General features: G+C 34.6%; 17 protein-coding genes. 1 reads left to right on the forward strand and 16 read right to left on the reverse strand.

The genetic code is table 11. From position 1 onward, the window contains the following. Positions 1–4: 4 nt before the first annotated feature. From BUL40_RS01405 to BUL40_RS01415, 3 genes are read right to left on the reverse strand one after another with little or no spacing between them, the layout of a single operon-like run. A complete protein-coding gene (locus tag BUL40_RS01405; RefSeq protein WP_080317776.1) occupies positions 5–1,048 on the reverse strand; it encodes a glycosyltransferase family 9 protein in 1,044 nt (347 codons plus the stop codon). Next, positions 1,032–1,637 carry a DUF4254 domain-containing protein gene (locus BUL40_RS01410; protein WP_080317777.1) on the reverse strand — a complete coding sequence of 202 codons (606 nt, stop codon included), beginning with the start codon at positions 1,635–1,637 and terminating at the stop codon, positions 1,032–1,034. Before BUL40_RS01410 ends, BUL40_RS01405 begins: the two co-directional genes overlap by 17 nt. Positions 1,638–1,661: 24 nt before the next feature. Then, complete coding sequence (locus BUL40_RS01415; RefSeq protein ID WP_080317778.1) at positions 1,662–2,585, reverse strand: DUF6427 family protein; 924 nt, start codon at positions 2,583–2,585, stop codon at positions 1,662–1,664. A 62-nt stretch (positions 2,586–2,647) separates the two neighbouring features. Here BUL40_RS01415 and BUL40_RS01420 point away from each other — a divergent pair, with 62 nt between their 5' ends. Continuing rightward, a complete protein-coding gene (locus BUL40_RS01420) occupies positions 2,648–2,869 on the forward strand; it encodes a DUF6341 family protein (protein ID WP_010516289.1) in 222 nt (73 codons plus the stop codon). Here BUL40_RS01420 and purD read toward each other — a convergent pair. The 13 genes from purD to BUL40_RS01485 all read right to left on the reverse strand — a co-directional run bounded on the left by purD (position 2,864) and on the right by BUL40_RS01485 (position 17,893). After that, positions 2,864–4,135 (reverse strand): phosphoribosylamine--glycine ligase, encoded by a 1,272-nt coding sequence (gene purD / locus BUL40_RS01425; protein WP_080318013.1) that lies wholly within the window; start codon positions 4,133–4,135, stop codon positions 2,864–2,866. The two genes, BUL40_RS01420 and purD, sit on opposite strands and share 6 nt — an antisense overlap. Positions 4,136–4,177: 42 nt before the next feature. After that, the gene (locus BUL40_RS01430; protein WP_080317779.1) at positions 4,178–5,158 is read right to left on the reverse strand and encodes a UDP-glucuronic acid decarboxylase family protein; all 981 of its coding nucleotides are present in this window, start codon (positions 5,156–5,158) and stop codon (positions 4,178–4,180) included. A gap of 8 nt (positions 5,159–5,166) precedes the next feature. Further along, on the reverse strand, positions 5,167–6,537 hold the full coding sequence (locus BUL40_RS01435) for a sugar transferase (RefSeq protein ID WP_080317780.1): 1,371 nt from the start codon (positions 6,535–6,537) through the stop codon (positions 5,167–5,169). 93 nt (positions 6,538–6,630) lie between these two features. Continuing rightward, positions 6,631–7,791 (reverse strand): O-antigen ligase family protein, encoded by a 1,161-nt coding sequence (locus BUL40_RS01440; RefSeq protein ID WP_141239628.1) that lies wholly within the window; start codon positions 7,789–7,791, stop codon positions 6,631–6,633. Continuing rightward, positions 7,788–8,870 (reverse strand): glycosyltransferase, encoded by a 1,083-nt coding sequence (locus BUL40_RS01445; RefSeq protein ID WP_080317782.1) that lies wholly within the window; start codon positions 8,868–8,870, stop codon positions 7,788–7,790. The genes BUL40_RS01440 and BUL40_RS01445 overlap by 4 nt, the downstream gene beginning before the upstream one ends. Before the next feature lie 9 nt (positions 8,871–8,879). Then, the gene (locus tag BUL40_RS01450; protein ID WP_080317783.1) at positions 8,880–9,974 is read right to left on the reverse strand and encodes a glycosyltransferase family 4 protein; all 1,095 of its coding nucleotides are present in this window, start codon (positions 9,972–9,974) and stop codon (positions 8,880–8,882) included. Then, a complete protein-coding gene (locus BUL40_RS01455; protein WP_080317784.1) occupies positions 9,971–11,005 on the reverse strand; it encodes an EpsG family protein in 1,035 nt (344 codons plus the stop codon). Before BUL40_RS01455 ends, BUL40_RS01450 begins: the two co-directional genes overlap by 4 nt. A 2-nt stretch (positions 11,006–11,007) precedes the next feature. After that, entirely contained in the window at positions 11,008–12,126 is a 1,119-nt protein-coding gene (locus BUL40_RS01460) for a glycosyltransferase (RefSeq protein WP_080317785.1), read from the reverse strand. After that, positions 12,123–14,324, reverse strand: coding sequence for an ATP-grasp fold amidoligase family protein (locus BUL40_RS01465; protein WP_080317786.1), 2,202 nt, complete (start codon positions 14,322–14,324; stop codon positions 12,123–12,125). Before BUL40_RS01465 ends, BUL40_RS01460 begins: the two co-directional genes overlap by 4 nt. A 62-nt stretch (positions 14,325–14,386) precedes the next feature. Continuing rightward, positions 14,387–14,929 (reverse strand): dTDP-4-dehydrorhamnose 3,5-epimerase, encoded by a 543-nt coding sequence (gene rfbC, locus BUL40_RS01470; protein ID WP_080317787.1) that lies wholly within the window; start codon positions 14,927–14,929, stop codon positions 14,387–14,389. Beyond that, positions 14,926–15,795, reverse strand: a complete 870-nt coding sequence (gene rfbA / locus BUL40_RS01475; RefSeq protein WP_080317788.1) for a glucose-1-phosphate thymidylyltransferase RfbA — start codon at positions 15,793–15,795, stop codon at positions 14,926–14,928. Before rfbA ends, rfbC begins: the two co-directional genes overlap by 4 nt. Before the next feature lie 6 nt (positions 15,796–15,801). Continuing rightward, positions 15,802–16,860 carry a dTDP-glucose 4,6-dehydratase gene (gene rfbB, locus BUL40_RS01480; RefSeq protein ID WP_080317789.1) on the reverse strand — a complete coding sequence of 353 codons (1,059 nt, stop codon included), beginning with the start codon at positions 16,858–16,860 and terminating at the stop codon, positions 15,802–15,804. Continuing rightward, positions 16,847–17,893 carry a hypothetical protein gene (locus tag BUL40_RS01485; RefSeq protein ID WP_080317790.1) on the reverse strand — a complete coding sequence of 349 codons (1,047 nt, stop codon included), beginning with the start codon at positions 17,891–17,893 and terminating at the stop codon, positions 16,847–16,849. The genes rfbB and BUL40_RS01485 overlap by 14 nt, the downstream gene beginning before the upstream one ends. Between the last annotated feature and the right edge of the window lie 67 nt (positions 17,894–17,960).

The raw sequence follows: 17,960 nt of genomic DNA on the forward strand, positions 1-17,960 counted from the left end.
TTTGCTAAAGTAAATCTGTTATTTTAGCAACAACGTCATCTGGCGTAATGGTGTCGATGGCCTTGTCATATCCTTCCGGAAACTTATTGCCGTATACGGATGTTGGTAGTAACGGAAAGGTATCTAGATTAGGTAAAATACTATTGGACAAAGGTTGCTTATAAGGAACAAAACCCGCATAGGGATGGGTAACACCCCATATTGTAACAACGGGCACCCCGTAATTTGCCGCAAGATGACCGTTACCACTGTCCATGGCCAATATAACCGATAGGTTTGCAATAAGGTCCAATTCCGCCTTAAAAGGCACATTAAACGTCATGTTAACAACACGTGAATTAAATTTACTAGCCAAGGTATCTAACAGTTCCTTTTCTTTGGATCCACCACCAAAAAGTAGCACTTGCGCATTGGTTTGTGCAAGCAAATCACGAATAACTAATTCAACTTTATTTAACGGATACATTTTGCTTTTGTATGTCGCAAAAGGAGCTATACCTATCAAACGGCTTGAAGCATCAATACTGCTGGCTATTTCCTGTGGTAAAATTGGCTTTGATAACACCAAATCCTGGCTAAGGTCCACAGCAAAACCTAGTCTGCGAAACACATCTGCATAACGCTCATGACTGCTCTTGAGCGGTCGCATAACTTTATTGGTTGGGCGGGTTAACGCCTTTTTTTCTTTTCTTCCTTTGTCAATTTGGATAACCGGTACACCAACACTTTTAAATAAGATTTTCAGCACATTACTACGCAACACATTATGCAAGTCTGCTACGGCATCAATATTTAATTTTTTTAAACTAGAAAACAATCGGTATAAACCATAAATACCCTTATGCTCACCTTTTACATCTGCATGCACAACGGTAACCCGTTGCAAATCTTTAAAAATAGGTGCAAAGCTATTTTTGGTGAGTAGGGTTATGCTTAAATTCGGATGGTTTTGTAAAAGCGATATTAAAACTGGTACGGTCATGGCCACGTCTCCCATGGCAGACAACCTAATAACCAAAAGATGCTTGTATTTAGGCTTTCTGCCCACGTAGAACAGGGTTTAGTTCGTCATCGTTATACATTTTCATTTGCTTATAAACTTTCATGTATTTTTTACCCGCTTCTATATCTGCCAACAATTCGTCTATAGCGGTAGATAAATCCTTTTTTTGTTCTAGTAAGACGTTTAATTTGGCAGCACATTCTTTACGGTGTTTGTCTGTAGCATCCGCACGTTCTGCCTCCTCTTTCATGTGGTAAATCTTAAGCGCCAATATGCTTAATCTATCAATAGCCCACGCTGGACTTTCGGTATTAATACCTGCATTAGCTTTAATTTCTACCGATTGGTATTTATGTAAAAAATAACTGTCTATGAATTCAACTAAGTCAGTACGGTCTTGATTACTCGCATCAATTTTTCGTTTTAACTCCAACGCGGCAACAGGGTCAATGCCCGGGTCACGTATTAAATCCTCAAAATGCCATTGCACGGTATCTATCCAATTCTTACGATATAACAAATGTTCAATACTGTCCTTATCATATGGATTTTGAAACGGTTGGTCTACGGTATCTAATACATGATAGGCACGTATGCTTTCTTCAAATATGTTGAAGGCGTTTTGGCTAAACATAAAAATATTTTTTACAAAGATACATCATTGCAATAGGGTTAAGCATAGAAAAACTATACCCAAAATAACTACTGTCCAAAGAAATAATTCCTTAAATCGAGGTTTTCTAATGCTATTGGTATAGTTGGTCAACACAATAGACATAGGAAAAAAAGTATACAGTATTTTGGGTGCAAAACCCTCTACTGGCAAAGCGATTAATAAAATTGCGGTAAACAAATATCCTAATACTACTCTTAGACGTAAAGTTTTTCCTTGCCTACGATAGCCAATTTTTCCAAAAACGAATAGCGCCAATAAGACACAAAAAAGAAGATATAAGATTAGCCCGAAAGGGACTGCTTGAAACAAACCAAAACCAAATTGAAGCGAAAAGTGTTCTAATAAAGTAGTAACGCTTTCTGTGTTAATGGCAATAGCAAAAACAATAAGGGCTAAGGCAAAAAATGCGGCAAATGGCATAAACCAAAGTCGCATTTCATTATTCCAAAATTGGCTTATAGCTAAATATAGCGGTACAACAAATAAGATTGTCCATGGGTCTATTATAACTGCCATAAATAACCATAAAGCAGCTTCAAAAACCTTTTCCTTTTTATTTTTTTGGGATAATAACGTAATTATACGGCCCAATGAAAACATGAGGAATAATGCCGCATAGATTTCTTTAATATTCAAGAAAACAGCATTAAACCAAAACAGCAATAAAACAAAGAAAAAAATAGCAAAGGAATTAGTACCGGTAAGCTTATTGAATTTTACTATTTGACTTATTCCCAGCACGGAAACAACCAAACCAATATTACCTAAAAAAATCCATAATAGGTTTGCCTTTAATCCAGAAATACCATTTACGGTTGCCCAAACCAACCAGTAGCCTAGAACCAAAATACCGATAACCACGGCTTGGTTTGCCGGTTTGGTTTTGCTAAAAAAATTGGAAATCATATAATAATTATGAACAATTTAGGTAAATCTCTTATTTTTGTGCCGTAAATATACAGTATATCATGAGCAATTTGTTTTACGGAATTGAAGACTTGTTTGTTAATGTGCTTTTTAAGCCCTTAGACGCTTTACGATTTATGGATAGCTGGTGGGCCGCCAACACCTTAAATTGGTTATTTATGATTATTGGAGCCGTAGCGATGGTGTACTGGATGGGTCAATTGAAAAAATTCAATGACAATAACGAAGAGGACAAGACTAGCACCTCTCATTCTTTTTTATAGGTCGAATCCAATATCTTTTCGGTAATACATACCTTCAAAATTGAGGGTTGAAACGTTTTTATAGGACGTTCTCAACGCCTCTTCTTTTGTTTCGCCGAGCGAAGTTACCGCAATTACCCGACCGCCATTAGTTACCAATTTACCATCTTTAGCTGTGGTACCCGCATGAAATACTAGTGAATCTGATACCGTATATGCACCAGTAATTTCCTTGCCTCTTTCATAAGTTTCTGGGTAACCACCAGAAACCGTCATCACAGTGGTAGCAAATCTTGGGTCTATGTCTAATGAAACTTGGTCTAGGGATTGATTACCAACGGCCAGAAGTAAATCCATTAAATCCGATTTAATCCTTGGAATGACCACCTCTGTCTCAGGGTCGCCCATTCTTACGTTGTATTCAATAACCTTTGGGTCATCCCCAACTTTAATCAAACCAATAAAAATAAAACCTTGATACGGTATGTTGTCTTTCTTTAAACCGTCTACGGTTGGTTTTACGATACGTTCTTCTATTTTAGCAAGGAAAGCTTCATCTGCAAAAGGAACTGGCGATACAGCACCCATTCCGCCAGTATTAAGCCCTTTATCTCCTTCTCCTATACGCTTGTAATCCTTGGCATAAGGTAAAATCTTATAATTTTCACCATCCGTTAAAACAAAACAGCTTAGTTCAATTCCGTCTAAGAACTCTTCTATAACTACAGTTGTGCTAGCGTTTCCAAACTTAGCGTTGACCAACATGGCCTCTAGTTCTGCCTTGGCCTCATTAATATCTTGTAAAATCAATACTCCTTTGCCCGCTGCTAAACCATCTGCCTTTAAAACGTAGGGTGGATTTAAACTTTCTAAGAACTGAAAACCTTCTACTAAATTTTCTGAGGTGAAGCTTTGGTAAGCTGCTGTAGGCACATTATTGCGTAGCATGAATTCTTTTGCGAATTCTTTAGAACCCTCTAAAGTAGCCGCCAATTTTCTAGGTCCTACAATAATTAAATCATTTAGACCCGCTTCATCCTTAAGAAAATCATGTATTCCTTCTACCAAAGGCACTTCTGGCCCAACCACGACCATTTTAATGTTATAGGTTGTAATCGCCTCTTTAATCGCATTAAAATCAGAAACACCTATGGCCAAATTTGTAGCTATTGACGAAGTGCCTGCGTTGCCAGGCGCAACAAAAAGTTGGTCTACTTTATCACTTTGTGCAATTTTCCAAGCTAGGGTGTGTTCGCGGCCACCAGAACCAATTATTAATACGTTCATAGAAAGAATTTTGGCAAAAATAACTTTTGCCATAAAAGTACACTACGTTTTGGTAGAAAAATCCCTGTGTTCTTTTTTAGCTAATTCTTCAGGAGAAAGCGATTTGAAATATTCGAAAACCTTTTTAAGCCCTTCTGAACGGTGCACTTGTGGTTCCCAATCCAATATTTCTTTAGCCTTTGAGATATCTGGTTGCCTTTGGAGTGGATCGTCTTGGGGTAATGGTTTAAAGACTATTTTCTGATTTGTGCCCGTTAGCTTAATAATTTCTTGGGCAAATTCTAAGATTGTTGTTTCGTCAGGATTACCAATATTTATAGGCTCAACATAATCACTTTTAAGCAACCTATAAATTCCTTCTACTTGATCATCTATGTATGTGAATGAACGCGTTTGAGAACCATCCCCAAACACGGTTAAATCTTCACCTCTTAAAGCCTGACCCATAAAAGCTGGTACCACACGCCCATCATTGAGGCGCATTCTAGATCCATACGTATTGAAGATACGTACAATACGGGTTTCCAACCCGTGATGACGATGATAGGCCATGGTTATGGACTCCATGAATCTCTTGGCTTCGTCATATACACCACGAGGGCCAATAGGGCTCACGTTCCCGTAATACGATTCATTTTGAGGATGTACCAATGGATCACCATAAACCTCAGAGGTAGACGCTACCAAAATACGAGCCTTATGATCTTTAGCAAGACCCAATAAATTTAAGGTGCCTAATGAACCTACTTTAAGCGTTTCAATGGGAATCTTTAGATAGTCTATAGGACTAGCCGGGGAAGCAAAATGTAATATGTAGTCCATTTGCCCTGGCACATGTACGAACTTTGTAACATCGTGATGGAAGAACTCGAAACGTTTTAAGTGAAATAGATGCTCTATGTTTTTGATATCGCCTGTAATCAGGTTATCCATTCCGATAACATGATGGCCCTCGGCAATGAACCTATCGCAAAGGTGCGAGCCTAAAAATCCGGCTGCCCCGGTGATGAGTGTTTTTTTCATTTTCGCTATTATATCCCTCTTGAAAACAAAACGGTTGTCACTGTTTTAAAAATTATTCTTAAATCTAAAGTTATCGACCTATTTTTAATATAGTATAAGTCATACTCTAATTTCCGAATGGAGTCTTCCAAATCCTCACCATACTTATATTTTACCTGGGCCCACCCTGTTATACCAGGTTTAAATAAATGTCTAATACCATAAAATGGCATTTTTTTGTTCAATTGATCAACAAAAACCTTTCGTTCTGGTCTTGGTCCGATAAACGCCATATTCCCTTGTATGACAGATATAATCTGAGGCAACTCATCTATTCTAAAAACTCTTAATATTCTTCCAAAGGAGGTAATTCTTGCATCGTTTTTAGTTGCCATTTTGGCTCCCTCTTTTTCTGCATCAACCACCATTGATCTAAACTTATAGATTTTGAACTCGTTTCCAAACTGACCAACCCTTAATTGAGTATAGAACAAGGGTCCCTTGTTAAAAAATAAGTTTAATGACCAAACAAATGGACAAACCAAAAAGAAAACCACTCCTACTAAACAGGATAACAGAAAGTTTACAATAAAACTAAAAATTACGTGTAAATACCTAATTTTTTTATTTCTGAGACGAAGCAGTTCATAAAAACTGTGATGGTGAGATTTTATAGGCATCGCTTCATATGTGTTTTCGTAAAAGGAAGTATACGAAATCACCTCTTTCCCTTTTAAGATAGAGTCCAACAATATATTTTCAACCGATTCGGGTAAGCTATCATAGTTTCTTAGGTTTAAAATCCAGGCATCAATTTTTTCAATTGCCTCTAGGAAGGTTTTCTTTTGAAAAGGCGGCTGACCATTTTCAACACTGTAGGTTAACTTTACTTTATAATAGGTGTTTACTTCATCACCATTAATATATTCCAAATGTTCTTTTAAATTCTCTTCTGCCTTTTGATCGTATAGATAAAGGACATTCTTCGTGGTTGGGATAATTTTAAATATATTACTAAAAAAAAGCCTCCAAAGTGCAATTTCAATTGGTGTAAGCAATAAAAAAGAAAGTAAGGGTATTCTCCAGAAACTAACATCGTAAGTGAATACGGTAACAATAAAAACAATGAAAACATACAAGGACGATATGTACAAAGATTGCGACAGGGCATACCTCCTTCTTGCTACTTTTTCCAGGTTGTAGAAATCTAAAATATAGGATAATCCGAAATATGTGAAAAGACCAAATCCAAAAACAAAAACCTTAAGCCCTATTGAAATAAACTCCTTGTCAATAGCATGGTTGATTAAAAGGTTTAGAGATGTCAATACAATCAACATGTCCCCAACCAAAAGAATAAACTTTCGTTCAATAGAATTTAAAATGGAAGGTCTAGACATTAATTTTATTAATAAATAATTAAAAACAGTTCTATTATTAATTGAACCTAAAATATTTTCACGGTCATAAACTGAAAGTGTTCTCGAACAAATTTAAACAGTCATATTGCTTGTTTTTTCATTTGTCCACTTGTCCTTGTTATTAAAGTTCAGCATTAACAAAGTAAAAAAGATAAAAAAGAAAAGTCCCCTTTGAAGATAAATAAAATCCTCTATCAATGATACCGTAATTATTAAAGCAATAAAAAAATTAAGAATGAGGTTTTTCTCTTTTAATGCTTGATAAATAATCACTCCAATCAAAAACAATAGAAATATCAGCCCCAAAATCCCATTCGAAAGGGTTTCTTTCAAAAAAATGTTATGTGGAATCAAAGGGGTCATTTCTTTATTAATTTCAACCATATACTTTGTGATATTTCTTTCTCCAATACCAAAAAACAAATGGTTGTTGATTAAATTTAATGACTCGTCAAAGAATATCAGTCTATCTTGAATCGATTTTTTCATTGAGGTAAAAACCCATTCTTTAATAAGGTAGAAACCAACTATAGCACATGTTATGAATGGTATTGCCAAAAATCTAAAATTATTTAAAATCAAAATCAAGTTCAGCACTAAAAACATGACCATTGTAAGCTTCGACCCTAAAAAGAATATCCCTATCATCTGAAAAACAAATAATAAGCCCCATAATATTCTTTTGTTAGATTTCGCATTAAACAACCAAATGTTTGTCAAAATTGAAGAAAAAACAATGTAGACTCCTACGTAAGTTCTATGATATGTGCCCGGAAATCTATTCTCAATGGCCCAAAAAAGATAATTGTCTATTTGTACTGTATATCGAGGATGGATTTGAATAAAATAAATATAATAAAGACAAGCATATAAAATGTATGTAAATACTCCTATAACAAAGAAAACAAACACCTGCGATTGTAGTTCTTTCGTCTTAATCCTAGAATTATAGAAAGTGAATGGGAGTATGGCACATGCTATTTTCACATCATTAATAATAGTGTTTTCAAAAACGCCTCTACCTGAAAAAAAAAGAGATAAAAAATCTGAAAAGAAGAACAGTGCAAATGAGATTATCAAGGTATTATATTGAGGCTTTTTCTTTACTAATATTAAACTGTTTAAAAAAAGCACTCCCATCGCAACTGATGACACCCATAACGGAAAGGGCAAAGGCAATATCAGCGCAAATAAATAAAAACCTATAAATTTTTTTTTAATTCTTTTGCTCACAGTTGTTTATAAATATCCAATAATTTTTTCATCAGAATTTTATTAGAAAACATATTCTGAACTCTTGTTAGAGCATTTGTTCCCATTTTTTTTCTCATCTCGATATTTGATGACATTAAATCTATAGCATTCGCCAGTTCATTAACATTGTTAGGTGTAACAGTAATCCCTGTTAAGTTGTGTACACTAACATAAGGCACCCCTGTTGGTAAATTGGTGTTAATTACGGGTTTCGAATAGTTCATGGCTTCTAATTGAATTATCCCAAAAGCCTCACTCGGCTCAATAGAAGGAAACACCAAAAATGAACAATTTCTAAGATATGTTTGTTTTTCCTCATTCGAAACAAACCTGTTTATGAACTGAATATCCTTATTCGTTTTATTCATTACAGATTTAATGTTTTCGACAATATCTCTTTCCCCTTCACCAACCAAAAGGAGTTTTATATCCAATTTTGTTTTCTCGAAAGCCTTTAACAACACCTCGATTCCCTTGTAATAAGATAATCGGCCCAAACACAACATGTAACCTTTATCATGAATGTTTTTGGTTTTGACGGGTTCAATTCCTAGAGGAAGTATTTCTACTTTGTTCCCATATCTTGAAATTACATTGGAGAAGCTTAAGAGGTTTGGAGATGTCGTAGTAATGACAGAAGCTTTTTTACAAAGGTTTCGTTGAAAAATCTCCATTAAATTTTTGAGGAATTTCTGCTTAACTATATCGCTATGCCAGGTAATTATTATGTTGTTTTTCCTTTTAATAAAAATAGAGAGAATTGACGCCAAAGGAAAGGGTTCGTGAAAATGAAGAATGTCATACTTTCTGTATAACTTAAAAAAATAAAAGTAAAATGAAATTGATACTGGCATTGAAAAAAAAGTGCCAAATGAAGAGCATCTAATTACTTCAACTCCATTAACTTCGGTAATCGCAGTTTTAAGCTTAAAATCTTTATAGACGCATAAAATTGACACTTTATGGTCTTCTTTAACCGCCTCGGCATATTGCTTGACAACCGTCTCAACCCCACCAATATCTGGCCAATAATACTTGTTTATTTGTAATATTCTCATAATGTAGGGCTATGACAGATATAACTCCAATATTTTTTTTGTGTGAGATTCTACGGTATAGTTACCCATTTGAGCTAGATTATTCACAATAATATTCACTTGTTGTTGGGATTCAAATTCATCAATGGCCAAAGTAATTTTATCGGCCAAACCTTTATAATCTTTTGTTTTAAACAAATACCCTGTTTTTCCATCATGGATTAAATCAATGTTTCCATTGCAGTTAGAGGCAACCACAGGGATTTCACTGAGCCCTGCTTCAATTATAGCAGTAGGAAGGCCTTCAGAAAGTGAAGTCGACAAATATAAGTCGAAATTGTTTAAATAGTCGCCTGCCCTTTTAATGTCTCCCCAGAAATAAACTCGCTTATTGCATGGTAAACCGTTCACAATTGATTCTATTTTATTTTTATACTGCAAATCCACATCCAAATATCCTCCCATAATATGCAAAGAGATATTTTCATCTTCCAATTGGTCAAATGCTCTTATCATAGTTTCTAAATCCTTGACTTCTGCGATTCTTGACAAGCTTACCAAATTATATTCGTATTCTCGTAACACTTCCTCAATTTTCAAGGGCAATTTTTTTTTAATAATATCAACCCCATTGCCAATAACCTTTACTCTATCCTCTTTTACTCCAGTTACCTTTAAAAAGAGTTTTCTCTCGGACTCACTAACAGCAATAGATTTTGAATACATCATTGAAAAAAGCCTTTCGAAGCCGATATAAAGTTTTTGTTTTAATCCACTAAACTTAACGTGAAATCCTCTGAAGGTATAGAATACTTTACCTCTAAAAAAAGGGTAAATCAAAAAAGCATACATTGCCCCCCCTTTACCATTCGCATGAACAATGTCTGGTTTAATTTTTCTAATTATTTTTAAAAGTTTTAAAAATGATTGAAGGTTAACCTTTGAAATGTCTACATCGAAACATTGTGAAGTATTGTCAACAAACTCCCTGAAAATAACTTCATCGGCTTTTAGGGCCGCCGAGTAATTCTCTATTTTCCCATTGCTTTCTTTAACAAAACGCAGAACATTCACTGGAGCACCTCCAATTTTGTACACCGGAAATAAATGAAGTACTCTTTTCATTGAAAAAATTCAAGGTTAGACAAATAATATTTATAACTCTTAAAAAAAATCAACGCTGCCACCCCTGTAAAAAGAAACAGCTTGTTAATTATTTTTTTGCTTTTTAGAATTACCATGGAAAATAAAATTCCCTCAACAGCCAAAAAGTAGTACGTAATTCTAATCATATAAGAAAAGCTGTTCAAGAAAAAGTTCATTACTACCCCTAAAACAAAAATGTTCAGCAAAAAATTATAGCTTGGTTGATTGATACGTTTTTTTTGAAAAACAAACAGGAAACAAGTAAAAATATACCATAATTGAATCGGTGAAAAGCCTACTTTTTCCATCTTTGACGCATAATTTTCAAGCTTATAAAATATAAATGAACCCCAAAAAACAGTATATTTTACACCATACTGAAAAGTATCAACCAAAGAAATGAAAACAAATAAAAAAGATATACTGACAAGAATAAGTAAGGTTTTTGCTGAAAACCTTAACTCATATAGCCACCATACAGGAATAAAAACCAGTGCAGAGATGTGGAAAGACGCCGCCAACAACACTAACAAAAAAAAATAGATCCTTTTCCTTTTTAGAACAAACAATAATGACATTAATACTACGCCAAGAGCCAATGCCTGTCTTACTTGATTAGCCTCTAGCGACATAAAATATGTTCCTAGCAATATAAAAATTCCAAATATAGGTGCTGGAGACAATTTCTTCATAACCCAAATCTTAAGTCCAACAGAAATAATGGCTAGGCAAATGAAATAAAAGACAATGTCTCCCTTTATCCATTTAATAAAACTAGATAGCATATAGAATCCTGTGTCCATATTATAATCTAGAGCATTTTTAGTCCCAATATCACTGAAAAAAGAAATGTAGTTTGGCGTGTCCACACCGTCTATCCCTCTGTAACCCAGCACCATAACAGCGCCAATGAACAAAAGTATTGCTGATAAGCGCATTTTTTTGGACAAAAACACTTCGATTAGAGAAGCATATAGCGCATAACAATAAAGGATTACATATTGTGTCATTATTATTCTGTCAAAAGAAGGGAAAACAAATTTTCAAATTCAATGGTTATTTTTTCAATCCCAAACCTTTCCTTTACCATATTGCTTAAAGTTTTGGGCGGAAGTTCTATTGAAGTCAAATTTTCGCAAACCTTTTCAAATTCGATACTATCTGTTATATCAATTATCTCCCCATAAATTGATGTTTCAATTATTTCATTGATACCTCCTTTATAGTTATTAGCTACTACAGGGGTGTCGCACATTAATGTTTCTAAAACTACATTTGGGAAACCTTCAAATCTTGAACTTGATATGAATAAGTCGGCCTGTGCCATAAATTGATACGGGTTGTCTTGAAACCCCTTGAATGAGATATTGGCGCTTAAATCAAGTTTAATTGCATGAGCTTTAAGCTTATTTTTAAGCTCCCCATCCCCCAAAATAGTTAAATGATAATTGTCTTTATTTCTAAATTTTGAAAACGAGTCCAAAAGCATATCGTATCCCTTTTGATGGGTCAAGCTACCCACAGAGATTAAATTTATCTTACCCGTAGGTAATAATTGTTCACAGCTTTCTTTCAATTCAAATACAGTATTAAAATCTACAGGATTGTTGATTTTAACAATTTGGTTTGGTCCAAGGTTCTGTACTATCCTTTTTAGATCAGTTTCCATATCTGAACTTTGAACAACAATTCTGTCAAAATTTTTATAAAATAGCTTATAAAATAGAATTGTTATCCCGTGATGGTTTACCTTACTGATCATATTTGACTCTCGAGCCACTAACTTAACCTTAGAGGGGAAAATAAAAGAAATGGCTCCCAACAACGCATTTAAATGCCCTAAGGTTGAGAATAAAATATCGGGTTTGGTTTTTCTTACATATTTAACTATCGGAAGTATTGCATAACGGACCCTAGAAACTCCTAAATCATGTACCTCAAAACCAGTTTCATTCTCAAGAAAAGAAACAAACTCTCCCTTTTTAGCCAATAGGCATAAGATAACATTAAACTTACTCTTATCAATTTGCTTGCATAAATTCAAAAATACCCTTTCAGAGCCACCACCTCCCAGTGAAGGCAATAAAAAAACTATAGAACTTTTTGTTGTTTTTTTGTGATTGAAACTCATTTTCTTGGCAATCTAACCATTTCTCCTAGTTTATAATCCCACTCCTTTGGCACGATTGGCCTAAAACCTGAATCGTGATGAAATGTAATCTCACCAAAATAGACTTTACCCTCAACTGAATAGAAATCAACCCTGGCATAAGCAAATGGTTCACTCAATATCTCAGCGAATTTTAAAATTTTCTCTAAGGTTGGAGGTTTTGGCACATTGAACTTATTAGGTAAAGTTTCCTTTCCACTCTTTAGCTTAATAGCCCAATGAAAATTAGCCTTATCCCAATTCTCATCATACCAGTTTCTAGAGTGGTGTTCGGTACCACGATCAAAATCTAATTGAATATATTTTGGCTTGCCTCCAAAACAATGAACTTTGTAATCTTTAGGTATTTCTCCATCCTTTGACTGTAGTAGTCTTTCAACCAGGATTTTTGGCGGAATGTGTTTATACTGCCATTCTTTGGATGAATAATAAAAGTTCGTTTTTAACTTTTTAGCGAAAAACTGTCTTAGCACTTTCCAGTTTTTAACTTCATTTTTGTCTTTTATAATTTTATAACTGCCTGAATCGTGATTAGTCTTAATAATGAAGGGACTCTCTGGTAATGTTTCATAAGTTATGTCTTCTACGTTTTCGGTAACAAGTAGCATTGGAATAAGATGCTCCTTGCCTATTTTTTGTTCTACATAATTTCTAACTTCTATTTTGTCTGCACAAATTGTATGTAAATCGGTTCTATCATATAATTTTAACCATTGTATTTTTTCATTAAGTGTTTGGGGGTTATCCAAATTTAGTTCATAGCCCATCCTTCTTTTAAACCTGTTCTGTATGAATGTCTTTTCGTCCATGATATGATGTCTCCATATATCGTAAACAAAAACCATGGGCTTCATTATAAAACCAAAAGTCCCTTTACCGTAGTAATACCTTCCTATTTTTTCCCTGATTTTCATGGATAGTAGATTGTTATGTTTAGCAAGAAAATATCTATACAAGAACTCAAATAGATAAACCAAAAATACAACTATAAGAATATAATTGAATGTCAGATGCCCGACAAAAAAGAGAATGGCAATCAAACAAGAGTAAAAAACAGTTGTCCAAACCATAGACTTAAACAACAAATTGAATTTATTGTGAACTATTAAGCAGTTTCGAGCAAGGAAAACTGATAGTGTTAAAAAGGGGGCGCTTAACAATACAAGCCTTATTGATCCAACATTTTGCGGTTCGTCAATATTTAAAAAGCTAAAAATATCATACAAAAAAAATTGAACCACTAACAACAATGATAACACAAAAAGCAACGTGTACATGGCAACCTTTTTCACAAAAGTCATATTCAATTCTTTAGATACCTTCGGAAATATGGCCCCATTAATAGATTCTACCGGCTGAGTAATTATCGAAATCATCTTTATTGAGATATCGTAAAGTGCAACTTCTTGCATACCCAGAAAATAGCCAACAATAAATATATTAAACCGATCCTTAATGGATACAACCAAAGATGAAGCAAATAGCAAATAGCTTTGCTTCAAATAATGGTAATAAGTATTGAATTCATATAATCGAAACTGGACTTTCTTAAATCCTAGCATTATACCCAAACCTATTGCTCCGCCCACCAAAGCTCCCAAACTAAAAAAAAGTGGTACATAAATATAATCGTCCCTTGTCTCGATCGTGAGGAACATTAAAAAAACGAAAGCCAATTTAATGGAGACATTGATTATGACTATATACTTCATTTGCTCTATTCCCTGAAAAAACCATTTTGGAAATAGGATAAAATTGAAGTTCAACCCAAAAAACAAGAGATACAATACCTCATCTCCCTTAAAAAAATCAATATTGTAAATAGCAAGAAAATATAAAGTAAACGCTACAATGCCTAATGCCAACCTTAACATCACAACACAAGAGACTATTTTAGAAAGGTTTTCGGTATCATTCCTAAAAATAGAGACCTCCTTTGTGGCATATCTATCAAATCCAAAATCAACGAAAAGAGAAACATAAAGCGCTAGAGATTGTGCCAATATAATTTTCCCCCATAGTTCTAACCCAAATAAATCAATTAAAAATGGGTATATAATAACAGGAAAAAAAATATTAAATACCTGAAGAACAGTTAGGTAAGAGAAGTTCTGAAGAACATTATTGTACTTTTTTACAAGAAAGGATAAGTTACCCATATAAAATATTTTGTTGAATGCAAACCTGTCCTGAAAGCGTCGACTTCGATTCTCCTATTTATTTAAAAAAATATTTTTTTTGACAAACTTTTGTCCTTTGAAGATAGTTTTATGTGATTACTATCTAACATCCAATTTATTTTAAGTTTAGAATTATTAAATCTTACACCACATTCAACTTTAGGGTTGTAATAATTATCACATTTATATAAAACTCTTGCGGATTCGCTCAAAGTTAAAAAACCATGTGCAAATCCTCTTGGCACAAACAGTTGTCTTTTGTTCTCATTGTCCAGTTCAATGGATAAATGCTCGCCAAAAGTAGGGGAATTTTTACGTAAATCGACCACTACATCCTGAATTCTTCCATCCAATACGGAAACCAACTTGGCCTGGGCATGTTCGCCTTTTTGAAAATGCAGTCCTCTTAACACTCCCTTTTTGGAATAGGACTGATTATCTTGTACAAAATTTACCTCTTGCCCAATGGCTTTACAAAATTCTCTATGATTAAAACTCTCGAAAAAATAACCTCGGTCATCCTTAAAAATTGTAGGTTCGATTACAAAACATCCTTTTAACTTGGTCTCCGTCGCCTTTATCATCCCTCTTTCTTCAAAATACCCAATAAACGTTCACCGTAGCCGCTCTTTATTAAGGGCTTGGCCAATTCTTTAAACTGATCTGCATCTATATATCCCATTTCAAACGCTGCCACCTCTATAGATCCGACCACAAATCCTTGGCGTTCCTCGATTACTTCTATAAACTGCGAAGCCTGCATTAGGGCCTGAAAGGTCCCTGTATCCAACCAGGCAGTGCCCCTGTCCAAAATACTTACGCTCAGTTTTCCTCTTTCTAGATACGCCCTGTTTACATCGGTGATTTCCAATTCGCCCCTTTTGCTGGGCTCAATGTTTTTGGCTATGTCCACGACTTCGTTGTCATAAAAATAAATGCCCGGTACTACATAGTTGGATTTGGGTTGATTGGGCTTTTCTTCGATACTAATTGCCTTGCCATCCTCATCGAACTCCACAACCCCATATCTTTGTGGGTCGTTTACGCGATAGGCATAAACAATGCCACCCTCGGGATTATTGTTGCTCTGCAATAACTTGGACAATCCAGCTCCATAAAAAATATTATCGCCCAAAATAAGTGCCACCTTATCATCCCCTATGAACTCTTCCCCTATAATAAATGCTTCCGCCAGCCCGTTGGGTGAATCTTGGGCCGCATAGAAAAATGAGCAACCATATTTGTGGCCATTGCCCAACAGTTCTTTAAAAAGTGGGAGGTCTTTGGGTGTGGAAATAATCAATATTTCCCGTATTCCTGCATACATAAGGGTAGACAAGGGGTAATAGATCATCGGCTTATCGTAAATGGGCATCAACTGCTTACTCACCGATAAGGTAAGTGGGTGCAATCTACTACCTGTTCCTCCTGCCAATACGATTCCTTTCATCCTAATTTATGCTTGATATTGCTTTTTATAATATTCCAAATAGTCTCCCGAAGTAACATGGTCTAGCCATTCTTTATTATCAAAATACCACTCTATTGTTAGCTCCAAACCTTCTTCAAATGTTACCGATGGTTCCCACCCTAATTCTTTATTGATTTTCGAGGCATCGATGGCATATCTTAGATCGTGTCCTGGACGATCCTTTACAAAGCTTATGAGCTTTGCCGAAGTGCCTGCCTGCCTGTCCAATTTTTTATCCATTAATCTGCACAATAATTGGGTCAGTTCAATATTCTTCCACTCATTAAAACCGCCAATATTGTATGTTTCCCCCTTTTTTCCTTGATGGAACACCAAGTCTATGGCCCGGGCGTGATCTTTTACAAAAAGCCAATCCCGAGTATAGTTGCCATCACCATAAACGGGCAATGGTTTTTTTTGAATGATATTGTTGATGAACAGAGGAACCAACTTTTCTGGAAATTGGTTTGGCCCATAGTTGTTGGAACAATTGGAAATTACAAAAGGAAGGCCATACGTTTCCCCATATGCCCTTACAAAATGGTCCGAACTTGCTTTAGAGGCCGAATAAGGGGAATTGGGAGCATATGCTGTAGATTCCTTGAAAAAGCCATGACTTCCCAAACTACCATAGACCTCATCGGTACTAATATGATAAAATATAAACTCAGGATTATTCCGGAATAACCCTAGGGATGTATTCAGCAAATTAACCGTTCCAATAACATTAGTGTATAAAAAGGCATTTGGATTGGAAATAGAACGATCAACATGCGATTCAGCAGCTAAATGAATTACACCATCAAATTTTTCTTTATTAAAAAGTTGGGTAATAAATACTGGGTCAACAATGTCACCTTTTATAAAAGTGTAGTTAGGATAATCCGCAATATCTTTAAGATTTTCTAGGTTACCCGCATAGGTTAAAGCATCCAGATTAAAGATATCGTAATTAGAATAGTTGGTGACAAATCTTCTGACAACGTGAGAACCAATAAATCCCGCCCCCCCTGTTATCAAAATTTTTTTATCATTGCTTCCCATACTTTCTTAAAAACCTATTTAAATCCCTTAAGGCTAATACAATTAATATTACTCCCAATAGTAACAAAGGCAATACAAACTTATAACTATTCCAAAAACCTTTAACTTTGACACCTCGATTAGGAAAGTCACTAATTACATTTAAAATTGATGATTTATTGGCTCGTTCTTGGTTCAATGCTACTAGGTTTCGTTTCAAGATTTCTCTTTCTTTAACTAAAGCCAACTCTTTATTCTGGGATTGCCCATTTTCTGCCAAATTTATATTGGTTCCCTGCATCGGTTTTTCTGCTTCTTTAACCAATATCGTTTTATATAATTGCTGCAAGCTATCTACTTCACTCAATTGCTGTGTTATGATAGAATCTTGCAATTTAATATTTATGTCGTTAATCTGTTTTTGTAATTTAAAGTAATCATTACTTGAAATTGATTTAACGATGGATTGCTGTGCTTTTTTTGCCACACTGTTGTCCGTACTTATCAATGAAATTTGATGAAAACGAGCATCTAACGAATTAAAGTTTTGCAAATATGATTCAAACTCAATTGCCTTAATTGTTGATGTGTCTAATTCCTTAACAAACTCATCAAACAGTTTTATTTTTTGATTTTCGTCTGAATAGGAATCAACAAAAATTGACTTTATCGAGCCCGCTTCGGGAATTGTAATTTTTAATGCTTCTGCAAGTGCTACAGAGTCCTCTGCCTTTGCCAAGTCGTTATAAAACTCTATATTATTATATAGTTGTTGAACACTATTGAAATTAGGCTCTACAACCATTCGAGATATAAACTTTTCTGTTTTGTATTTGTCTATAAAATAACCAGCAATGGCTCCTATTACCAATGAAGCTAATAGGATGATGAAGTTTCTTTGGATAAACAGTAACAGTAGAATAATAAGATTAAAAAAACCTTTAAAAATATTCCCAATGAAATTATACAACTTTTGAAAAGCACGACCTATTAATTGGAATAATTGACCCAAATCAATCTCGTCAGTATTACTGTTATTATGATGTTCTAACATTGCTTATTTTAAAATTTAGTTGGTTAGAATTTGCCTACAAAGATACATGGAATTTAAACTCATATGC

This window comes from Croceivirga radicis, assembly GCF_002072105.2.
Lineage (GTDB): Bacteria > Bacteroidota > Bacteroidia > Flavobacteriales > Flavobacteriaceae > Croceivirga > Croceivirga radicis.

What these genes read in the sequence shown, in the direction of transcription:
- BUL40_RS01460 (WP_080317785.1), bottom strand. Translation starts at nt 12,126, where the DNA reads ATGAGTTTCAATCACAAAAAAACAACAAAAAGTTCTATAGTTTTTTTA.
- BUL40_RS01445 (WP_080317782.1), bottom strand. Translation starts at nt 8,870, where the DNA reads ATGAGAATATTACAAATAAACAAGTATTATTGGCCAGATATTGGTGGG.
- BUL40_RS01485 (WP_080317790.1), bottom strand. Translation starts at nt 17,893, where the DNA reads ATGTTAGAACATCATAATAACAGTAATACTGACGAGATTGATTTGGGT.
- BUL40_RS01465 (WP_080317786.1), bottom strand. Translation starts at nt 14,324, where the DNA reads ATGGGTAACTTATCCTTTCTTGTAAAAAAGTACAATAATGTTCTTCAG.
- BUL40_RS01450 (WP_080317783.1), bottom strand. Translation starts at nt 9,974, where the DNA reads ATGAAAAGAGTACTTCATTTATTTCCGGTGTACAAAATTGGAGGTGCT.
- BUL40_RS01455 (WP_080317784.1), bottom strand. Translation starts at nt 11,005, where the DNA reads ATGACACAATATGTAATCCTTTATTGTTATGCGCTATATGCTTCTCTA.
- BUL40_RS01420 (WP_010516289.1), top strand. Translation starts at nt 2,648, where the DNA reads ATGAGCAATTTGTTTTACGGAATTGAAGACTTGTTTGTTAATGTGCTT.
- rfbC (WP_080317787.1), bottom strand. Translation starts at nt 14,929, where the DNA reads ATGATAAAGGCGACGGAGACCAAGTTAAAAGGATGTTTTGTAATCGAA.
- BUL40_RS01415 (WP_080317778.1), bottom strand. Translation starts at nt 2,585, where the DNA reads ATGATTTCCAATTTTTTTAGCAAAACCAAACCGGCAAACCAAGCCGTG.
- rfbA (WP_080317788.1), bottom strand. Translation starts at nt 15,795, where the DNA reads ATGAAAGGAATCGTATTGGCAGGAGGAACAGGTAGTAGATTGCACCCA.
- BUL40_RS01430 (WP_080317779.1), bottom strand. Translation starts at nt 5,158, where the DNA reads ATGAAAAAAACACTCATCACCGGGGCAGCCGGATTTTTAGGCTCGCAC.
- BUL40_RS01410 (WP_080317777.1), bottom strand. Translation starts at nt 1,637, where the DNA reads ATGTTTAGCCAAAACGCCTTCAACATATTTGAAGAAAGCATACGTGCC.
- purD (WP_080318013.1), bottom strand. Translation starts at nt 4,135, where the DNA reads ATGAACGTATTAATAATTGGTTCTGGTGGCCGCGAACACACCCTAGCT.
- rfbB (WP_080317789.1), bottom strand. Translation starts at nt 16,860, where the DNA reads ATGGGAAGCAATGATAAAAAAATTTTGATAACAGGGGGGGCGGGATTT.
- BUL40_RS01435 (WP_080317780.1), bottom strand. Translation starts at nt 6,537, where the DNA reads ATGTCTAGACCTTCCATTTTAAATTCTATTGAACGAAAGTTTATTCTT.